21 protein-coding genes and 1 other RNA gene are annotated in these 18664 nt (G+C 60.8%); 8 read left to right on the forward strand and 14 right to left on the reverse strand.

Going from position 1 to position 18664, the window contains the following annotated elements; genetic code table 11:
* Window positions 1–138 precede the first annotated feature (138 nt).
* From F8N66_RS26240 to F8N66_RS26260, 5 genes are read right to left on the reverse strand one after another with little or no spacing between them, the layout of a single operon-like run.
* The gene (locus F8N66_RS26240) at window positions 139–1356 is read right to left on the reverse strand and encodes a 2-octaprenyl-3-methyl-6-methoxy-1,4-benzoquinol hydroxylase (RefSeq protein ID WP_191623062.1); all 1218 of its coding nucleotides are present in this window, start codon (window positions 1354–1356) and stop codon (window positions 139–141) included.
* A gap of 9 nt (window positions 1357–1365) precedes the next feature.
* The gene (locus tag F8N66_RS26245; protein WP_150772917.1) at window positions 1366–1851 is read right to left on the reverse strand and encodes a DUF4442 domain-containing protein; all 486 of its coding nucleotides are present in this window, start codon (window positions 1849–1851) and stop codon (window positions 1366–1368) included.
* The gene (gene ubiH, locus F8N66_RS26250; protein ID WP_150772918.1) at window positions 1844–3031 is read right to left on the reverse strand and encodes a 2-octaprenyl-6-methoxyphenyl hydroxylase; all 1188 of its coding nucleotides are present in this window, start codon (window positions 3029–3031) and stop codon (window positions 1844–1846) included. The genes F8N66_RS26245 and ubiH overlap by 8 nt, the downstream gene beginning before the upstream one ends.
* On the reverse strand, window positions 3028–4362 hold the full coding sequence (gene pepP / locus F8N66_RS26255; protein WP_150772919.1) for a Xaa-Pro aminopeptidase: 1335 nt from the start codon (window positions 4360–4362) through the stop codon (window positions 3028–3030). Before pepP ends, ubiH begins: the two co-directional genes overlap by 4 nt.
* A 26-nt stretch (window positions 4363–4388) precedes the next feature.
* Window positions 4389–4946, reverse strand: coding sequence for a YecA family protein (locus tag F8N66_RS26260; protein ID WP_150772920.1), 558 nt, complete (start codon window positions 4944–4946; stop codon window positions 4389–4391).
* 194 nt (window positions 4947–5140) lie between these two features.
* On the opposite strand from F8N66_RS26260, the gene F8N66_RS26270 reads away from it, so the two are divergent.
* From F8N66_RS26270 to F8N66_RS26285, 4 genes are all read left to right on the forward strand, one after another.
* The gene (locus F8N66_RS26270) at window positions 5141–5350 is read left to right on the forward strand and encodes a TIGR02449 family protein (RefSeq protein ID WP_007982902.1); all 210 of its coding nucleotides are present in this window, start codon (window positions 5141–5143) and stop codon (window positions 5348–5350) included.
* Window positions 5347–5664, forward strand: a complete 318-nt coding sequence (locus tag F8N66_RS26275) for a cell division protein ZapA (RefSeq protein ID WP_150772921.1) — start codon at window positions 5347–5349, stop codon at window positions 5662–5664. Before F8N66_RS26270 ends, F8N66_RS26275 begins: the two co-directional genes overlap by 4 nt.
* A 31-nt stretch (window positions 5665–5695) precedes the next feature.
* Window positions 5696–5874, forward strand: a non-coding RNA gene (ssrS, locus tag F8N66_RS26280) — 6S RNA.
* Between the two features lie 84 nt (window positions 5875–5958).
* A complete protein-coding gene (locus F8N66_RS26285; protein ID WP_150772922.1) occupies window positions 5959–6564 on the forward strand; it encodes a 5-formyltetrahydrofolate cyclo-ligase in 606 nt (201 codons plus the stop codon).
* Between the two features lie 37 nt (window positions 6565–6601).
* On the opposite strand, the gene F8N66_RS31565 is transcribed toward F8N66_RS26285, so the two are convergent.
* Window positions 6602–6757 (reverse strand): hypothetical protein, encoded by a 156-nt coding sequence (locus F8N66_RS31565; RefSeq protein ID WP_191623060.1) that lies wholly within the window; start codon window positions 6755–6757, stop codon window positions 6602–6604.
* A gap of 195 nt (window positions 6758–6952) precedes the next feature.
* On the opposite strand from F8N66_RS31565, the gene F8N66_RS26290 reads away from it, so the two are divergent.
* Window positions 6953–7405: an EVE domain-containing protein gene (locus F8N66_RS26290; RefSeq protein ID WP_150772923.1), complete on the forward strand. Its 453-nt coding sequence runs from the start codon at window positions 6953–6955 to the stop codon at window positions 7403–7405.
* 143 nt (window positions 7406–7548) lie between these two features.
* Here the strand turns inward: F8N66_RS26290 and F8N66_RS26295 are convergent, their stop codons facing one another.
* The gene (locus tag F8N66_RS26295) at window positions 7549–7956 is read right to left on the reverse strand and encodes a flagellar basal body-associated protein FliL (protein ID WP_150772924.1); all 408 of its coding nucleotides are present in this window, start codon (window positions 7954–7956) and stop codon (window positions 7549–7551) included.
* Between the two features lie 150 nt (window positions 7957–8106).
* Here F8N66_RS26295 and F8N66_RS26300 point away from each other — a divergent pair, with 150 nt between their 5' ends.
* Window positions 8107–9084: an NADPH:quinone oxidoreductase family protein gene (locus tag F8N66_RS26300; RefSeq protein WP_150772925.1), complete on the forward strand. Its 978-nt coding sequence runs from the start codon at window positions 8107–8109 to the stop codon at window positions 9082–9084.
* Window positions 9085–9135: 51 nt separating this feature from the next.
* On the opposite strand, the gene F8N66_RS26305 is transcribed toward F8N66_RS26300, so the two are convergent.
* A complete protein-coding gene (locus F8N66_RS26305; RefSeq protein ID WP_150772926.1) occupies window positions 9136–9753 on the reverse strand; it encodes an energy transducer TonB in 618 nt (205 codons plus the stop codon).
* Between the two features lie 331 nt (window positions 9754–10084).
* Here F8N66_RS26305 and glpT point away from each other — a divergent pair, with 331 nt between their 5' ends.
* Complete coding sequence (gene glpT / locus F8N66_RS26310) at window positions 10085–11434, forward strand: glycerol-3-phosphate transporter (RefSeq protein ID WP_150772927.1); 1350 nt, start codon at window positions 10085–10087, stop codon at window positions 11432–11434.
* Here glpT and F8N66_RS26315 read toward each other — a convergent pair.
* From F8N66_RS26315 to F8N66_RS26345, 6 genes are all read right to left on the reverse strand, one after another.
* Window positions 11410–12078 (reverse strand): gamma-glutamylcyclotransferase, encoded by a 669-nt coding sequence (locus F8N66_RS26315; RefSeq protein ID WP_150772928.1) that lies wholly within the window; start codon window positions 12076–12078, stop codon window positions 11410–11412. The two genes, glpT and F8N66_RS26315, sit on opposite strands and share 25 nt — an antisense overlap.
* Window positions 12079–12360: 282 nt before the next feature.
* Entirely contained in the window at window positions 12361–13329 is a 969-nt protein-coding gene (locus tag F8N66_RS26325; protein WP_150772929.1) for a CDP-6-deoxy-delta-3,4-glucoseen reductase, read from the reverse strand.
* Complete coding sequence (gene ubiD / locus F8N66_RS26330) at window positions 13329–14795, reverse strand: 4-hydroxy-3-polyprenylbenzoate decarboxylase (RefSeq protein WP_150772930.1); 1467 nt, start codon at window positions 14793–14795, stop codon at window positions 13329–13331. Before ubiD ends, F8N66_RS26325 begins: the two co-directional genes overlap by 1 nt.
* A gap of 141 nt (window positions 14796–14936) precedes the next feature.
* Window positions 14937–16196, reverse strand: a complete 1260-nt coding sequence (rho, locus tag F8N66_RS26335; protein WP_003206716.1) for a transcription termination factor Rho — start codon at window positions 16194–16196, stop codon at window positions 14937–14939.
* Window positions 16197–16443: 247 nt separating this feature from the next.
* On the reverse strand, window positions 16444–16773 hold the full coding sequence (trxA, locus tag F8N66_RS26340; RefSeq protein WP_003206727.1) for a thioredoxin TrxA: 330 nt from the start codon (window positions 16771–16773) through the stop codon (window positions 16444–16446).
* A gap of 121 nt (window positions 16774–16894) precedes the next feature.
* Window positions 16895–17602: a FadR/GntR family transcriptional regulator gene (locus F8N66_RS26345; RefSeq protein WP_150772931.1), complete on the reverse strand. Its 708-nt coding sequence runs from the start codon at window positions 17600–17602 to the stop codon at window positions 16895–16897.
* A gap of 255 nt (window positions 17603–17857) precedes the next feature.
* Here F8N66_RS26345 and F8N66_RS26355 point away from each other — a divergent pair, with 255 nt between their 5' ends.
* The gene (locus F8N66_RS26355) at window positions 17858–18643 is read left to right on the forward strand and encodes a transporter substrate-binding domain-containing protein (RefSeq protein ID WP_150772933.1); all 786 of its coding nucleotides are present in this window, start codon (window positions 17858–17860) and stop codon (window positions 18641–18643) included.
* Window positions 18644–18664 lie beyond the last annotated feature (21 nt).

Below are 18664 nucleotides of genomic sequence, written 5' to 3' on the forward strand. Positions count from 1 at the left end.
TTACCAGATGTTGCACAGGCGGGAATTGATGGCGGATGTGCCGACGCCTTCGCGAGCAAGCCCGCTCCCACAATGAAATGCATTTCAACTGTGGGAGCGGGCTTGCTCGCGAAGAGGCCATCAGCCGCAGCGAAAATGTCAGGCCTTGGCCAGCGCCGGCAAATCCCCGGTCAACCCCAGCGCCTCGCGCACAAACAGTGCCTTGGCCTCGGGCATCTGGTCGACCATCTTCAAACCGGCATTGCGCAACCAGCGTACCGGCAACGGATCGGCCTGGAACAACCGCTCGAAACCCTCCATCGCCGCCATCAACGCCAGGTTGTGGGGCATGCGTCGACGCTCGTAACGGCTGAGCACCTTCACTTCAGCCAGACGCTCGCCGCGCGCAGCCGCCTGCAGCAGCACTTCGGCCAGGACGGCGGCATCGAGGAAACCGAGGTTCACCCCTTGACCGGCCAAGGGGTGAATGGTGTGCGCCGCATCGCCGATCAGCGCCAGGCCTTCAGCCACGTAACGCTTGGCATGGCGTTGACGCAAGGGCACGCACAACCGCGGGTCGGCGCTGAGTACGTCGCCGAGCCGGCCTTCGAAGGCCCGTTCCAGTTCGCGACAGAAGCCTTGGTCATCGAGGGCCATCAGGCGCTCGGCTTCGCTGGGGGTGGTCGACCAGACGATTGAACACCAATCCTGCTGGCCATCGCGCTCCAGCGGCAGGAATGCCAACGGGCCGTTATCGGTAAAGCGCTGCCAGGCGGTCATTTGATGGGGTTTGGAACAGCGCACGCTGGTGACGATGGCGTGGTGCAGATAATCCCACTCCCGCGTCGCCATGCCGGTCAGGCGCCGAACCGCCGAGTTGGCGCCATCCGCCGCGATCACCAGGGGCGCGCGCAACGTCCGGCCATCGGCCAGGGTGAGGAGCCAGTCATCGCCGGAGCGGCGCATCTGCTCCAGGCGGGCATTGGCCAGCAGGCCAAGATCACAGGCGTGCAAGCGGTCAAGCAAGGCATCCTGTACCACCCGGTTCTCGACGATGTGGCCCAGTACCTCGGCATGCACGCTGGCCGCCGAAAAATGAATCTGCCCGGTGCCGCTACCGTCCCAGACCTGCATATCGCTGTACGGACTGCTGCGTCGGCCGGCGATGCCCTCCCAGACGCCCAGGCGATCGAGAATCCGCTGGCTGGCGATGGATAAGGCGCTGACCCGCGGCTCGAACGGCGCCTGTCCGTCAAACGGTTTGACGCTCAAGGGGCTGCCGTCCAGCAGCAGTACTTCCAGCCCACTGTCCTGCAACGCCAGCGCCAGGGCGCTGCCGACCATTCCGGCCCCGACAATCAGCAGATCTGCGCGCATTTCCATGCTTTAAGCCTGTCTCGCTTGCGGTTTGAGCCGCACATAAAGGGTTTTTCCGACGCGCGCCACCAGGTGGCCGGCGCCGTCATGAATATCGACCTGCAACTGCGGCAGGTATTTCTGGCCATCCGCGGTCTGTCGACGGATCTCGTCGAGCAGGGTGTCGTCGATGCGGAAGCGGGCGAACACCGGGCCTTTGCCCGGTGCGATGAAGTCGATGTCGGCGGCCTTGTCCCAGACGATGTAATGGCGCCCAAGGTTTTCCATCAGCATCAGCATGAAGAACGGATCGACCATCGAATACAGGCTGCCACCGAACTGGGTACCGACGTAATTACGGTTGTACCAGCCCAGGCCCATCGTCACTTCGATGTCACGGAAATCATCGCTGATGTGCCGCACCCGAACCCCGGCGCCAAGGTACGGCGGGTAGAGGCCCATGAACCAGCGCATTAATCGGGCCTTGCCGAACGTTTTGCTTAGCCGGTTAAACATCGGGGCGCGTACCCAGGCCCATGGCCTGTCGGGCGAACCAGCGCTTGGCCGGCGGCAGCAGGTCGAGACCGAGCAGCCCGAGATTGCGCCCCAGCGAAACCAATGGCTGCGTGCTGCCGAACAGGCGCGTGACCTGGTCCGAGAAGCCGACCGTGAGGTTCTGATCCAGGCGCTGGCCCTCGCGATAGGCCTGCAAGGTCGCGAAATCCCCCGGGGACTTTTCGCTGGCCAGCAGCGCATCGGCCAGCGCCTGGGCGTCGCGCAGGGACAGGTTGAAGCCCTGGCCGGCAATCGGGTGGAGGCTGTGGGCGGCGTTGCCAAGAATCGCCAGGTGCGATCGCACTTGCTCTTCCGCCTCCACCAACGACAGTGGATACAGGTGCCGCGCACCGACCTGTTTCAACGTGCCGAGGCGATAGCCGAACACGCTTTGCAGTTCGCTCAGGAAGCTGCGCTCATCGAGGGCGGCCAGGCGTTGCGCGTCCATCCCCAGACGGGTCCAGACCAGGGCGCAACGGTTGTCCGGCAACGGCAGCAACGCCATCGGGCCATCGTCGGTGAACCGCTCGAACGCCATGCCGTTGTGGGCTTCGCTCGGGGTGATGTTGGCGATCAGCGCGCTCTGGTGATAGGGGCGCGTCTTGACGCCGATGCCCAGTTGCTCGCGCAGGCCGGAACGGCCGCCATCGGCGAGCACCGCGAGGTCGCAATCGAGGGTGGTTTCGTCATTGAGGGTCAGGCGATAACCGTCGGTGAGCGGCTCCATGCGGGTGACTTCCGCCGGGCAACGCCAGCTGATCACGTCCTTGTCCAGGCCTTGCCACAGGCACTGGCCGAGCCAGGCGTTTTCCACCACGTAGCCCAGCGCCGGAACGCCCTCTTCCATCGCCGACAGCCGCGCCGTGGAAAAACGTCCCCGGTCGGAGACGTGAATCTGCTTGATCGGCTCGGCGCGGCGGGAGATGTCCTGCCAGACGCCCAACCGCTGGTAAATCTGCCGGGCGCCAAAGGACAAGGCCGTGGAACGCGCGTCGTAGCTCGGCTGGTAGGTATCGCCGGGGGCAAACGGCTCGATCAGTACGATCTTCCAGCCACGGGCCTTCGCCCCGGCCTGCAACGCCATCGCCAGGCTCGCACCCACCAGGCCGCCACCGATAATCGCCAGATTGACTCGACTCATGCCGCCTGTGTCCGTGCTTGCGCCATCAAGGCTTCGATCTCCGCGACCGTTTTCGGTACGCCTTGGGTGAGGATTTCACAGCCGCTTTTAGTGACCACCACGTCGTCCTCGATGCGCACGCCGATGCCGCGCCATTTCCTGGCTACGTTCTGATTGTCGGGGGCAATGTAGATGCCCGGCTCCACGGTCAGGGCCATGCCGACTTCCAGCACGCGCCACTCGCCGCCGACCTTGTATTCGCCAACATCATGCACATCCATGCCCAGCCAGTGCCCGGCGCGGTGCATGTAGAACGCCTTGTAGGCTTCGCTGGCAATCAATTCATCGACGTCGCCCTGCAACAAGCCCAGCTCGACCAGGCCGGCGGTGATCACCCGAACCGTCGCTTCATGGGCCTGATTCCAGTGTTTGTTCGGGGCGATCTCGGCAAACGCGGCTTCCTGGGCAGCCAGCACCAATTCATAGATCGCCTTCTGTTCCACCGAATACTTGCCGTTGACCGGCCAGGTACGGGTGATGTCGCTGGCGTAGCAGTCAATCTCGCAACCGGCGTCGATCAGCACCAGGTCGCCGTCCTTGAGCACGGCGTCATTCTGCTGGTAATGCAGGATGCAACTGTTGCGTCCGGCCGCGACGATGGAACCGTAGGCCGGCATTTTCGCCCCGCCCTTGCGGAATTCGTAATCCAGCTCGGCCTCCAGGCTGAACTCATACAAACCGACGCGGCTGGCCTGCATTGCGCGAACGTGGGCCTGGGCGGAAATCCGTGCGGCCTCGCGCATCACTTTCACTTCCGCCGCCGATTTATACAGGCGCATGTCGTGCAGCAGATGATCCAGCGCAACGTATTCGTTCGGGGGCTGGGCGCCCAGGTTGGCCTTGGAGCGAATCACGTTGATCCAATCCATCAGGTGCCGGTCGAATTCCGGGTTGCTGCCCATGGCCGAATACACCCGGTCACGGCCTTCGATCAGGCCCGGCAGGATGTCGTCGATGTCGGTGATCGGAAAGGCATCGTCGGCGCCGAAGTCGCGAATCGCTCCTTCCTGCCCGGCACGCAAGCCATCCCACAACTCTCGCTCGGCGTTACGCTCGCGGCAGAACAGGATGTATTCGCCGTGCAGGCGTCCTGGCATCAAGACCAGCACAGCCTGTGGCTCGGGGAAACCGCTGAGGTACTGGAAATCACTGTCCTGGCGGTAGACATGCTCGACATCACGATTGCGGATGGCCACTGCGGCAGCGGGCAGGATGGCGATGCTGTTGGGTTCCATCTGCGCCATCAGGGCCTTGCGGCGACGGCCGTATTCCGATTTCGGGATATGAATCATGGGCAGATGGCGTTCCCTGGCTTAGATTAATGCAACGACGGCTTGGCAGCCGGGGCGTCCGGCTTTCTGGTTTCGGAAAACAGCAGCAGCGGCGCGACGCGCAGGTACTCCATGACTTCCATGTAGTCGCTTTCACCGTCGTCGGACTCTTCCAGGGCGTCTTGCACCTGGGAAATGGCGGCCAGGTCCTGCAACACTTCGGTCGCCTCGGTGCTCAGCGTGCTGCTGTCGCGGCAATTCAAGCCGAAGCCACTGAGGAAGCCCTGGCACCACTGGCCCAGTGCCTCGGCGCGTTCAGCCAGTGGGGCATCGTCGGTCGGCAGTAACAGGACGACGGTCACGTCGTCGCCGGTCAGCTCGCCCTTGACCATTTCCTGCAAGCCGATCAAGGCATTGCGGACGTTGTCCTGCGGCTCGCTTTCGAGCAGTTCGGCCGCATCGATCAGCCAACCCTCGGCGTCGAAACCGGCACCGGCGCAGCTGCGACCGAGCAGCAGGCCGTGCAATTCGGCAGGCGAAACGGGATGACCGCTGGACGTCAGCAGGGTGGCGAAGGCTTGGTACGGAGAATTCTGAATGGGCATGGGCAGCTAGGCGCCAGACGGCGCTATGTCTAGAATGAAGGCCTTGTATCCTACATCGACTACCCCTGTAGGAGCGAGCACGCTCGCGATGGTCGTCAACGATAACGCCGGGGCCCTGACACCCGGTGGCGTTCTCAGGTTCATCGCGAGCAGGCTGGCTCCTACAGTCCGACTCCCATCAGACAGTGAAGACAATGGAAGACACCGACCTGCAAGCGCTGATGGCCAGACTCGAACTGCTGATTACCCGAGTCGAGCAACTTAAGAGCCAGAATGGACTCTTACTAGCTCAGGAAAAGACCTGGCGCGAGGAACGCGCTCACCTCATTGAAAAAAACGAAATCGCCCGGCGTAAGGTCGAATCGATGATTTCGCGCCTCAAGGCCCTGGAGCAAGACTCATGAGTTCAAGCAATAGCGTCACCGTGCAGATCCTCGACAAAGAATATTCGATCATTTGCCCCCAGGAAGAACGCAGCAACCTGGTGAGCGCCGCCCGATACCTGGACGCAAAGATGCGCGAAATCCGCAGCAGCGGCAAAGTCATCGGCGCTGATCGCATTGCCGTCATGGCCGCGCTGAACATCACCCACGACCTGCTGCACAAGGAAGAACGCCCGGATATCCAGGCCAGCGGATCGACCCGCGAACAGGTGCGCGACCTGCTCGATCGCGTCGATCTGGTGCTCGCCACCGATCCGGACGTCACCAAAGGCTGATTCGCGTCACCGCTTGCGTTATACTCCCAATCACTCCCTGGGGTGCTTGCCAGTTGGCGATGTCCCTGAGCCGATTTGCTATACCCTGGAGGTTGCACGTTGGGCTGGTGTGCATGTCCGCTAGACGGAAAGCCTTAAAGCCTACTGCATCTTCCACCTTGAACTTTCGGGTTCAAGGGCTAAGTCGACAGCGGCACATTCGGGGAGCCTGATTCCAGCCGATGCCGGTTTTGATACCGGCATCGGCTTTTTTACGGGTACGATTTACCTTTCCGTACTTTGAAGCCCGAATTCATGAACGAACCTGCGCTGCTTCCCCGCCCGCAACTTCGACGCATGCTGCGCAAGGCCCGCCGCGCATTGACACCGAGTCAGCAGCGCCAGGCCGCGCGCGGGCTCTACAAACAATTGGCCCAGCAACCGCTGTTCCGCCGCGCCAGGCACATCTCCCTTTACCTGCCGACCGACGGCGAAATCGATCCACGCCTGTTGCTGCGTGCCGCTCAGCGCCGGGGCAAGGCCACGTATCTACCCGTGCTCAGCGCCTGGCCGCGAACCAAAATGGTGTTCCAGCGCATTCGCCCCGGCGAAAAACTCAAGCCCAACCGTTTCCGTATTCTCGAACCCAGGCATAACCTCGCCCGGCAACGCAAAGTCTGGGCGCTGGACCTGGTGCTGCTACCGCTGGTGGGGTTTGACGATGTCGGCGGACGCCTGGGCATGGGCGGCGGCTTCTATGATCGAAGCCTGGCGTACCTGGCGCGACGTAAAGACTGGCGCAAGCCAACGCTGCTGGGACTGGCCCATGAATGTCAGAAAGTGGAGCGACTGGCTCAAGCGAGCTGGGATGTACCGTTGCAAGGAACGGTGACGGACAAGGCCTGGTACTTCGCGGGCTAGACGCCACTGCACGTCAGCGGCGCCGAAAAGCCGGGTGTCAGCGCTTGAAGGCTGTCGACTGTTGCTGCAACGGTGAGATTTCAACCGGCGCATCGATCTTGTTGGCCCACAGGCTTTGGGCATAGCCGGTGGTCACGACGCCGAGGCCGAACAAAATAACCAAAATCCATAGTAAATCCGGTTTGCGTTTCATCGATTGCCCCCCAAAGGCATCTCTACACGATGACAGCAGCGGTTTCCGTTTGTAGGCCGTGCAGCAGCGTCAAGCTTTAAAGGCCGGCATTTTGCGACAACGTGAACCGGCACGCAAATGCTGGCGTCAACCGACTGTCGGTTTGTCATAAAATTGCCGGACAACCTCACCACACACTTCGCAAGGAGCCAGACGATGGCCTATTGGCTGATGAAATCCGAGCCCGACGAACTCTCGATCAAAGGCCTGGAGAAGCTCGGCAAAGCGCGCTGGGACGGGGTTCGTAACTATCAGGCGCGTAATTTTCTAAGGGCCATGGCGGTCGGCGACGAGTTCTTCTTCTACCACTCCAGCTGTCCAGAGCCTGGTATTGCCGGGATCGGCAGGATTGTCGAAGCCGCGTACCCCGACCCGACGGCGCTGGAGCCTGAAAGTCATTATTACGACCCGAAGGCCACCGCCGAGAAAAACGCCTGGAGCGCAATTGATGTCGCGCATGTCGAGACGTTTTCCAGGGTGCTGAAGCTGGACTATCTGAAACAGCAGACGGCGCTGGCGGAAATGCCGCTGGTGCAGAAAGGATCGCGGCTGTCGGTGATGCCGGTGACGGCGGAGCAATGGGCGGCGGTGATCGCGCTCAAGCCGTAAGACGCTCTGCGACGATCAGAATGCTTTCGCGAGCAAGCCCGCTCCCACATTGGATCTCCAGTGGATGCTGATTTTGCATTCAGCACTGGACCAATGTGGGAGCGGGCTTGCTCGCGAAGAGGCCTGCCCGAACAGCGAAAGTCTTACTGGATGATCAGGTTGTTGAACAACAGATCCTCAACCACCGGCTTGCCGGTTTCGTCGTTCATGACCTGCTGGGTCTGCTTCAGCGCTTCCTGCCGCAGTTTTTCCTTGGCCTCGACGTTGTTCATCGTCTCGTTGGTCTGCTGGGCGAACAGTGCCACCAGCTGATTACGGATCAGGGGCTCGTTGGCCTTGACCGCCTTGGTCGCCTCGTCACCGGTAACCCGCAACGCGACGTCGGCCTTGTAGACCTTGAGCTTGGGCGTGCCGTCCAGCCCATAGTTACCGACGAATGGCGGGCTCAGGGTGATGTAGTTCACCTTCGGCGCTGCATCTTCTTTGGCTTCTTCGGCCACCGCTGCCACAGGCAGAGACAGGGCCAGCATCAACACGATCCACGCTTTCACAATTCGCTCCTTATCCGGTTTGCGGCCTAGCATAACGACCCGCCGCTCAAGCACAAGCTTATGGCTGACTATCAGGGCCGGGCATGCTCGTTGACCCGTCGACTCACACACCTACACTTATCGGCCATCACTCTCAAAGGAATAGCCCTGATGAAAGCCGTGCTGTGCAAAGCCTTCGGTCCTGCCGAATCGCTGGTGCTGGAAGACGTCGCCAGTCCTGTCGCGAAGAAGAACGAAATCCTGCTGGACGTGCACGCCGCCGGGGTGAACTTCCCGGACACGCTGATCATCGAGGGCAAGTATCAGTTCAAGCCGCCCTTCCCGTTTTCCCCGGGCGGCGAAGCGGCCGGCGTGGTCAGCGCGGTGGGCGAAAAAGCCGGTCACCTGAAAGTCGGTGATCGGGTCATGGCCCTGACCGGCTGGGGCAGCTTCGCCGAACAGGTCGCGGTGCCAGGCTACAACGTGCTGCCGATCCCGCCTTCCATGGACTTCAACACCGCCGCCGCCTTCAGCATGACCTACGGCACCTCGATGCACGCGCTCAAGCAGCGCGGCAACCTGCAGCCCGGTGAAACCCTGCTGGTACTCGGCGCATCCGGCGGTGTCGGCCTGGCTGCCGTGGAAATCGGCAAGGCCATGGGCGCCCGGGTGATCGCCGCCGCCAGCAGCGCGGAAAAACTGGCCGTGGCCAAGGCCGCGGGTGCCGACGAGTTGATCAACTACAGCGAAACCAGCCTCAAGGACGAAATCAAGCGCCTGACCGACGGCCAGGGCGCTGACGTGATCTACGACCCGGTGGGCGGCGACCTGTTCGACCAGGCCATCCGTTCCATCGCCTGGAACGGCCGCTTGTTGGTGGTCGGCTTCGCCAGCGGGCGCATCCCTGAACTCCCGGTGAACCTCGCCCTGCTTAAAGGCGCCGCCGTGGTCGGCGTGTTCTGGGGCTCGTTTGCCCAGCGCCAGCCTCAGGACAACGCGGCGAACTTCCAGCAACTGTTCGGCTGGTTTGCCGAAGGCAAATTGAAGCCACTGGTGTCGCAGGTGTATCCGCTGAGCAATGCCGCGCAGGCGATCAATGATCTTGGCCAGCGCAAGGCGGTGGGCAAGGTGGTCGTGCAGGTTCGCTGAGCCCACCGCAAGGTCTGGACGTCGATCAATGTCGTCCAGACCTGACTCGCGCTACAGCAACTTGCGGATGTCCGGCGGCAAATACCTCACATACCTGGAAACCGGATTGTTCAGACACTCCCTGACTATGATCGGTACTTTCCTGTTCATTTGGGCTATCAGTGCCAGGCGACGCTCGTTCGGCAAGGTGGTCGTGGAAAAGGCATTCGATAGATAGGCACGGGTGTAGTGAAAGGCGGCGGAATCCACCCAGGCCTGTTCCGGGGTGTTCACGATGACTTCGTTGAGATCGCGGCACTTCAGCTTCTTCAGCCATTCATTGAGGTGAAGCGGCAGGTCCGTATCAAATCTGAAGACCATCGGCGCAATCACTTCCTGCTCGGCAGGCTTGTCCCCCTCAACCGTCCATGGTTTGAATCGCCATTGAGCTATCGCAACCCGGGTGGCCTCGGCCAGATCAGGATGTTCACTTTGCAAAATTTTCACCTGGCTGACCGACCCGTTGGCATGGACCATAAAGCTGACCCGCACATCACCGATGATCCCGGCTCGTTGCAGCGCCGGTGGATAAACCGGCTTGGGGTTGTTCTCCGGGATCAGGAAAACTTCCTCCGCCCAGCTTTCGACTGACAGCACCATCACAAGCACCACACACACAACCCACCGCATAACGCCTCCCCTTTGCACCTATAAATGGCCAGAACTGGCAGCCGGACAAAGGGTAAAGACCGGCGAGTTTGAGCTGAAGGTCATGGCTTCCGGAAGCCACGCAGGACCTTTCCCAAAAACCTGACGCCTGGCGCAAAGATCAGGCTTTTTATAGAGGCCGTAGGTAACCCTTCCTACACCACCCTTCATTTATGTCTGCGCGACATGTTCATAAAGGAATGCTCGACTTCCAACATTTCCGCTATTTGGTCGATGGGAATCGGTGCTATTTTCGGTAACGAAACTGTAATATTCGCATCCGCAGTCAAAACAAGAAAACTGGAGCTCTTGAATGTTTGCTTTCTTTCGTCCTGCCGCTCATCAGGCTCCAATGCCTGAAGAAAAAATAGACAGCACCTATCGACGCCTGCGCTGGCAGATTTTCGCCGGTATCTTCATCGGCTACGCCGGCTACTACCTGCTGCGCAAGAACTTCTCCCTGGCCATGCCTTACCTGATCGAAGAGGGTTACACCCGCGGCGAGCTGGGCGTGGCGTTGTCGGCGATTGCCATTGCCTATGGCCTGTCCAAGTTTTTGATGGGCATCGTGTCCGACCGTTCCAACCCGCGCTTCTTCCTGCCGTTCGGCCTGATGGTCTCGGCGGCGGTGATGTTCGTTTTCGGCTTTTCGCACTGGGCGACCTCCAGCGTGACCATCATGTTCGTCCTGCTGTTCATCAATGGCTGGGCGCAAGGCATGGGATGGCCGCCGAGCGGGCGGACGATGGTGCACTGGTGGTCGCAGAAGGAACGCGGCGGCGTGGTGTCCCTGTGGAACGTCGCGCACAACGTGGGCGGCGGCTTGATCGGCCCGCTGTTCCTGCTCGGCATGGGCCTGTTCAACGACTGGCATGCGGCGTTCTATGTGCCGGCGGCAGTGGCCATGGCGGTCGCGGTGTTTGCTTTCATCACCATGCGCGACACCCCGCAATCGGTCGGCCTGCCGCCGATCGAGAAGTACAAGAATGACTACCCGGAGGGCTACGACGCCAGCCACGAAAACGAATTCAGTGCCAAGGAAATCTTCGTCAAGTACGTGCTGCGCAACAAGATGCTCTGGTACATCGCCCTGGCCAACGTCTTTGTCTATCTGCTGCGTTATGGCGTGCTGGACTGGGCACCGACCTACCTCAAGGAAGCCAAGGGCTTCACCGTGGACAAGACGTCCTGGGCGTACTTCTTCTATGAGTGGGCCGGCATTCCGGGCACGCTGCTCTGCGGCTGGATGTCGGACAAGATCTTCCGTGGCAACCGTGGCCTGACCGGCATGGTGTTCATGGCACTGGTGACCGTGGCGACGCTGGTGTACTGGCTCAACCCTGCCGGCAACCCGACCGTCGACATGATCGCGCTGGTTTCGATTGGTTTCCTGATCTACGGCCCGGTGATGTTGATCGGCCTGCAGGCGCTGGAACTGGCACCGAAGAAAGCGGCCGGTACGGCTGCAGGTTTCACCGGCCTGTTCGGTTACCTGGGCGGTTCGGTGGCGGCCAGTGCGGCGATGGGCTACACCGTGGACCATTTCGGTTGGGACGGCGGTTTCGTGCTGCTGATCGGCGCCTGCCTGCTGGCGATGGCCTTCCTTGCGCCAACGCTGTGGCACAAGCAAGTCGCCAGTCAAAGCCGCGAAGCGATCGCTTGATCATCCTTTGATTTACAGCGCTTGAGCCGCGCCTCCAGATTCCGGTCTGGCATGGCGTGGCTACGCAGGGCGTGGGCGGTCTGCTCGACATAATCGCGAGTGGTGCCGTAACGCCCGCAAGCGTTTTCAAACACGTGACTCAACACGTGATCCGGCAGGTTGCCCGCGTAGCTGGGCAAATGCCGCTCCAGCACAAAACCCAATGCCTGAACCTGGCTGCCGTCTTCAAGTCGGCAATTGAGCCAGTGCGGGCGATAGGACGGGAACGGCATTTCCCGTTTCCAGAGTGCGTAGAGCGAAGCGTCCAGCTGTTCTTCCGGCAAGCGATAAGCGAAACCGCTGCAGGAGCCGCCCCGATCCAGGCCGAAGACCAGCCCGGGCATTTCCGGCGTACCACGATGTTCGTGGGACCACAGGTACAAACCGCGATGGTAGCCATGGACTCGCCCGCGAACGCGCTCGACCGCCGTGCACTCGGGACGCCAGATCAGCGACCCATACGCGAACAACCACACCGGCCCGCCCTTGTGGCGCGCCATGGTCGATTGCATCGAGCTGAGCAATTGTTCATGCGTGAGTTGCGGCCCCAGATCGAGCTGCGGAGGGTAAGCCAGGTTCAAAAACGAAGATTCAATGGCGCTCATGGCGAATAGCGTTCAGCTCCCCGCGGGTAAACAGTTACTAAATAGAACGCACCGATGAAACAATAAGGCACATATGTATTCAAGTAATTGAAGCGCATTGGCGCAACTCTTAATTAATCACTTGAACGAGATATAACCTACCGACATTTATAAGATTTTATAAATACCGATGGGCTATATAGAGGGTTATAACCTGTAGGAGCTGCCGCAGGCTGCGATCTTTTGATTTTTCAAAGCAAGATCAAAAGATCGCAGCCTTCGGCAGCTCCTACAGGGACAGGCTCAAGATCGTGGGGCGTAGGCGAATACGTCGGCGCGCATCTGGTGCGCGTCCATCCCCGCCTCGACCAGCGCATCCAGCGTGCCGTAGACCATCGCCGGCGAGCCACTGGCGTACACATGCAAGGACTTGAGGTCGGGGAAGTCTTCGCACACCGCTTCGTGCAGCATGCCGAAACGCCCCTGCCAGCCGCATTGATCACTGACGACTTTATGCAGGAACAGGTTGGGCAGTTTCAGCCACTCATCCCAATGTTCGACTTCATAAAAGTCTTCAGGACGGCGTACACCCCAATACAGGTGCACCGGATGCTTGAAGCCTTCGGCACGGCAATGTTCGATCAGGCCATGGATCTGGCCCATGCCGGTGCCTGCGGCAATCAGCACCAATGGCGCGTCCGGCAACTCGGCCAGGTGCGCATCGCCGAACGGCATGTCGATCCGCACCATCGAGTCGCGCTGCAGTTGCTTGATCAGGTTTTGCGCACTGGCCTCGCGGGCCAGCACGTGGATTTCCAGATCTCGCCCGCCCGAAGGCGCCGACGCCAGGGAAAAGGACGACTTCTCGCCATTGTCCCGATGAATCATCAGGTACTGGCCGGCGTGATAGCGCGGCGGCTTGCCGGCTGGCGCCCGCAGTCGCACCCGCCAGGTGTCACCACCGACCTCGGTGCAACTGGTGACCTGACACGACAGACTGCGCACCGGCAATTCTCCCAGCGCGAGCACGCCATCCCACAGCACGATGCAGTCTTCCAGCGGCTCTGCAATGCAAGTGTAGAACTCGCCATGGTCACGCACATGGCCCGCCTGTTCCACCCGGCCTTCCACCAGCAGCGCGGCGCACACGTGACAGTTGCCGTTGCGACAGCTTTGCGGGCATTCATAGCCCAGGCGGCGTGCGCCATCGAGAATCCGCTCGCCGGGCAAAAGGTCCAACACGGCTCCGGAGGGCTGCAAGGTTACACGCATCAATCTATTCCTAACTGATTCCAGATGGCATCGATCCGCTGGGTCACGGCCTCATCCTTGACGATCACCCGACCCCATTCGCGCGTGGTTTCGCCTGGCCATTTATGCGTGGCATCGAGCCCCATCTTCGACCCCAGGCCGGACACCGGCGAGGCGAAGTCGAGGTAGTCGATCGGCGTGTTCTCGATCATCACCGTGTCGCGCTTGGGGTCCATGCGCGTGGTGATGGCCCAGATCACATCGTTCCAGTCCCGCGCGTTGATATCGTCGTCAGTGACGATAACGAACTTGGTGTACATGAACTGTCGCAAAAACGACCAGACGCCGAGCATTACCCGCTTGGCATGCCCCGGATACGACTTCTTCATGGTCACGACGGCCATGCGGTACGAGCAGCCTTCGGGCGGCAGGTAGAAGTCGGTGATTTCCGGGAACTGCTTCTGCAGGATCGGCACGAACACTTCGTTCAGCGCTACACCGAGAATCGCCGGCTCATCCGGCGGACGGCCGGTGTAAGTGCTGTGATAGATCGGCTTGATGCGATGGGTAATGCGCTCGACCGTGAACACCGGGAAGCTGTCGACTTCGTTGTAGTAGCCGGTGTGGTCGCCGTACGGTCCTTCATCGGCCATTTCGCCCGGATGGATCACGCCTTCCAGGATGATCTCGGCGGTGGCCGGCACTTGCAGGTCGTTGCCGCGGCACTTCACCAGTTCGGTGCGGTTGCCACGCAGCAGACCGGCGAAGGCGTATTCGGAGAGGCTGTCCGGTACCGGGGTCACGGCACCAAGAATGGTCGCCGGATCGGCGCCCAGCGCCACGGCAACCGGGAACGGCTGGCCGGGATGTTTTTCGCACCACTCACGGTAATCCAGCGCGCCGCCACGGTGGCTCAACCAGCGCATGATGACCTTGTTGCGGCCAATCACCTGCTGGCGATAGATACCGAGGTTCTGACGGTCCTTGTTCGGACCCTTGGTGACGGTCAGGCCCCAGGTGATCAGCGGAGCGACATCGCCCGGCCAGCAGGTCTGCACCGGCAGCGTGGAGAGGTCGACGTCTTCGCCTTCGATGACCACTTCCTGGCAGATCGCGTCTTTGACGACCTTGGGCGCCATCGAGATGATCTTGCGGAAGATCGGCAGCTTGGACCAGGCGTCTTTCAGCCCCTTCGGTGGCTCGGGTTCCTTGAGGAACGCCAGCAGCTTGCCGATTTCGCGCAACTCGCTGACCGCTTCGGCGCCCATGCCCAGCGCGACGCGCTCGGGCGTGCCGAACAGGTTGCCGAGTACGGGAATGTCAAAACCGGTGGGCTTTTCGAAGAGCAGGGCCGGGCCCTTGGCGCGCAAGGTGCGGTCGCAGACCTCGGTCATTTCGAGGACGGGGGACACCGGAACCTGGATGCGCTTGAGTTCACCGCGCTGTTCCAGCCCGCTGATAAAGTCGCGCAAGTCGCGATACTGCATGCGTGAGCCTCGTGTTGGCCGTGGCGTTCGGGGGGAGGCAGTTTAGCGCCGAACACCGTGGTTCAGAACCATAAACTACGGGTTGATCAAACATCAGATAGCAAAAAGCCGGGTTTCCCCGGCTTTCTATTGCTGTTCGACTTACTTGCGCTTCATCGACAGGAAGAACTCATCGTTGGTCTTGGTCGTTTTCAGCTTGTCGACCAGGAACTCGATGGCAGCCACTTCGTCCATCGGGTGCAGCAGCTTGCGCAGGATCCACATGCGCTGCAGCTCGTCGTCGGCGGTCAGCAACTCTTCGCGACGGGTACCCGAACGGTTGATGTTGATGGCCGGGAACACGCGTTTTTCAGCGATACGGCGATCCAGCGGCAGCTCCATGTTGCCGGTGCCCTTGAATTCCTCGTAGATCACTTCGTCCATCTTCGAGCCGGTTTCAACCAGCGCGGTGGCAATGATGGTCAGCGAGCCGCCTTCCTCGATGTTCCGCGCGGCGCCGAAGAAACGCTTCGGTTTCTCCAGGGCGTGGGCATCGACACCACCAGTGAGCACTTTGCCGGAGCTCGGGATCACGGTGTTGTAGGCACGGGCCAGACGGGTGATGGAGTCGAGCAGGATCACCACGTCTTTCTTGTGCTCGACCAGGCGCTTGGCCTTCTCGATCACCATTTCGGCAACCTGCACGTGGCGGGTTGGCGGCTCGTCGAACGTCGAGGCAACCACTTCGCCGCGCACGGTGCGCTGCATTTCGGTCACTTCTTCCGGACGCTCGTCGATCAGCAGCACGATCAGATGAACTTCAGGATTGTTACGCGCGATGTTCGCGGCGATGTTCTGCAGCATGATCGTCTTGCCGGCTTTCGGCGGTGCAACGATCAGACCGCGCTGGCCTTTACCGATCGGCGCGCACAGGTCGATCACACGACCGGTCAGGTCTTCGGTGGAACCGTTACCGGCTTCCATCTTCATGCGCACGGTCGGGAACAGCGGGGTCAGGTTCTCGAAGAGAATCTTGTTTTTCGCGTTTTCCGGACGGTCGAAGTTGATCGTGTCGACCTTGAGCAGCGCGAAATAACGCTCGCCTTCCTTTGGAGGGCGGATCTTGCCAACGATGGTGTCACCGGTGCGCAAGTTGAAGCGACGGATCTGGCTCGGCGAGACGTAGATATCGTCTGGGCCGGCAAGATAGGAAGCGTCAGCGGAGCGAAGAAAGCCGAAGCCGTCCTGGAGAATCTCCAGCACGCCATCACCGGAGATTTCCTCGCCGCTTTTAGCGTGCTTTTTGAGCAGGGAGAAAATCACGTCCTGCTTGCGCGAACGGGCCATATTTTCTATGCCCATCTGTTCGGCCAATTCGAGCAGTTCGGTAATCGGCTTTTGCTTGAGTTCAGTCAGATTCATATAGGAATGACGTAATCATTTATGGAGGGGGGAAATTAAGCTTTTGGCTTAATGAGGCCGCGCCGCGGAGAAGGCGACAGGATCGCGTACTTATTCGAAAAGGAGAGCGTCGGCGACGGCTAGCAGGGGGCAATGGAGAAACCAGTGCGGGGCCGAATGTACCACCTGAGTTTCGGAGCGTCTAGCCCTCAATAACGAAAAAGCCCCGCAATATGCGGGGCCTTTTTCGGACACTTTGCAGCGACGCTTAGATGTTGGCGTCGAGGAAAGCCGCCAGTTGCGACTTCGACAGTGCGCCGACCTTGGTCGCTTCAACATTGCCGTTCTTGAACAGCATCAGGGTCGGGATACCACGCACGCCATGCTTGGCCGGGGTTTCCTGGTTTTCGTCGATGTTCAGTTTGGCAACGGTCAGCTTGCCTTTGTAGGTTTCGGCAATTTCGTCCAGAACAGGAGCGATCATTTTGCAAGGGCCGCACCACTCAGCCCAGTAATCGACCAGTACAGCGCCTTCAGCCTTGAGTACGTCGGCCTCGAAGCTAGCGTCGCTAACGTGTTTGATAAGATCGCTGCTCATGGAATTCTCCAGGGTTGTAAGCAAAAAAACGTGGCCCATCATAGCGGCCCTTCCTTCGTTCAGGAAGGTGCAGATGATTGAGTCTCGCTATGGTGGTCCATGAGTTTGGGTATAGCCCAGGTTACGCCGTGGCGGGAGCGACGAAGGCGATTGCGGTGCGCAGCGCTGCGTTGCGCACGTGCTCTTGCATGGCCTTCTGCGCGGCAACAGAGGCACGGCGCGTCAGTGCGCGCAGGATTTTGCGATGCTCCTGCCAGGTTTCCATGGCCCGCTCGGCCCGGATGAACGGTAGCTTCTGACTTTCCAGGAAGATGTCGGCGCTGGCCGTCAGGATGCTCAGCATCGCCTGATTGCCGCTGGCCAGCAGGATGCGCCGGTGAAATTCGAAGTCCAGGCGCGCCGCCGCGTCGAAGTCGCCGGCCTTCAGTTCGTTGCGCATGGCGGCGACGTTGTCTTCCAGGGCATCCAGCTCCTCGGTGCTCAAGGTCACGGCGGCCAATCCAGCGGCGAACCCCTCCAGCGCATAACGCAACTGGAAGATGTCCAGGGGCGATGCCTGCGCCGCGAACGGCCAGCCCGGCGGCGCTTCGCCTCGCGGCAGGTCCACCGGCGACTGTACGAATACGCCCTTGCCCGGCTGGATGCTGATGACGCCCAGCGCACTGAGCGACGACAACGCCTCGCGCAACGACGCCCGACTGACCCCCAGTTGCAGCGCCAGGTCCCGTTGCGAAGGCAACGCATCGCCCGGACCGAAGCCCTGTTCGTTGATCAGTTTGCGGATGGCTTGCAGCGCCACTTCGGGTACGGCGCGGGAGATCGAGTTCATGGTTTTCCAGACGAACCAGGCCAATGTGCGCCCAGTTGTAAAGCTATTCACGGCGCCCGGCAAGTCGTGCCCCATGGGGGTTCGGCGATTCTGACGGCTGCGCTATCGAGGTGCGAAAGCCCTCGCCACTGTTCAGACCAGTAAGACCTAGCAACCCCAGCAAAACCGTGGCCTGCGCCCTGTACTTGCGCATATTGGCATGGCCCGTGCTCTGTCGAATCGCAGAAATCATTCCCGCCGATTCGGAGATTTGCCATGACCCAGCGTTACAGCGCCCTCCTCGCTGCCCTGTTCGCCAGCCTGATGCTGAGCCAGGCGCCCGCCCACGCCGACGCGCTGGAGGACGTGGTCAAGCGCGGCACCCTCAAGGTCGCCGTGCCCCAGGACTTCCCGCCCTTCGGCTCGGTCGGACCGGACATGAAACCCCGTGGCCTGGACATCGACACCGCGAAACTGCTGGCCGACCAGCTCAAGGTCAAACTCGAACTGACGCCAGTCAACAGCACCAACCGCATCCCGTTTCTCACCACCGGCAAGGTCGACCTGGTGATTTCCAGCCTCGGCAAAAACCCCGAGCGCGAAAAAGTCATCGACTTCTCCCGGGCCTACGCCCCGTTCTACCTCGCCGTGTTCGGTCCGCCAGATGCCGACGTCAAGGGCCTGGACGACCTCAAGGGTAAAACCATCAGCGTCACCCGTGGCGCCATCGAAGACATCGAACTGACCAAAGTCGCGCCCGAAGGCGTGACCATCAAGCGCTTCGAAGACAACAACTCGACCATCGCCGCTTACCTGGCCGGCCAGGTCGATCTGATCGCCAGCGGCAACGTGGTGATGGTCGCGATCAGCGAGAAGAGTCCGAAACGCGTACCGGCGCTGAAAGTGAAACTCAAGGATTCACCGGTCTACGTCGGCGTGAACAAGAACGAGCCGGCGCTGCTGGACAAGGTCAACCAGATCCTCGTCAGTGCCAAGAGCGACGGCGCGCTGGAGAAAAACGCCCTGACCTGGTTGAAAGAACCGCTGCCGGCCGACCTCTGATCCGGCGCGCAGGAGACACGC

Origin of the sequence: Pseudomonas fluorescens (assembly GCF_902498195.1) — a bacterium.
GTDB lineage: Bacteria > Pseudomonadota > Gammaproteobacteria > Pseudomonadales > Pseudomonadaceae > Aquipseudomonas > Aquipseudomonas fluorescens_BU.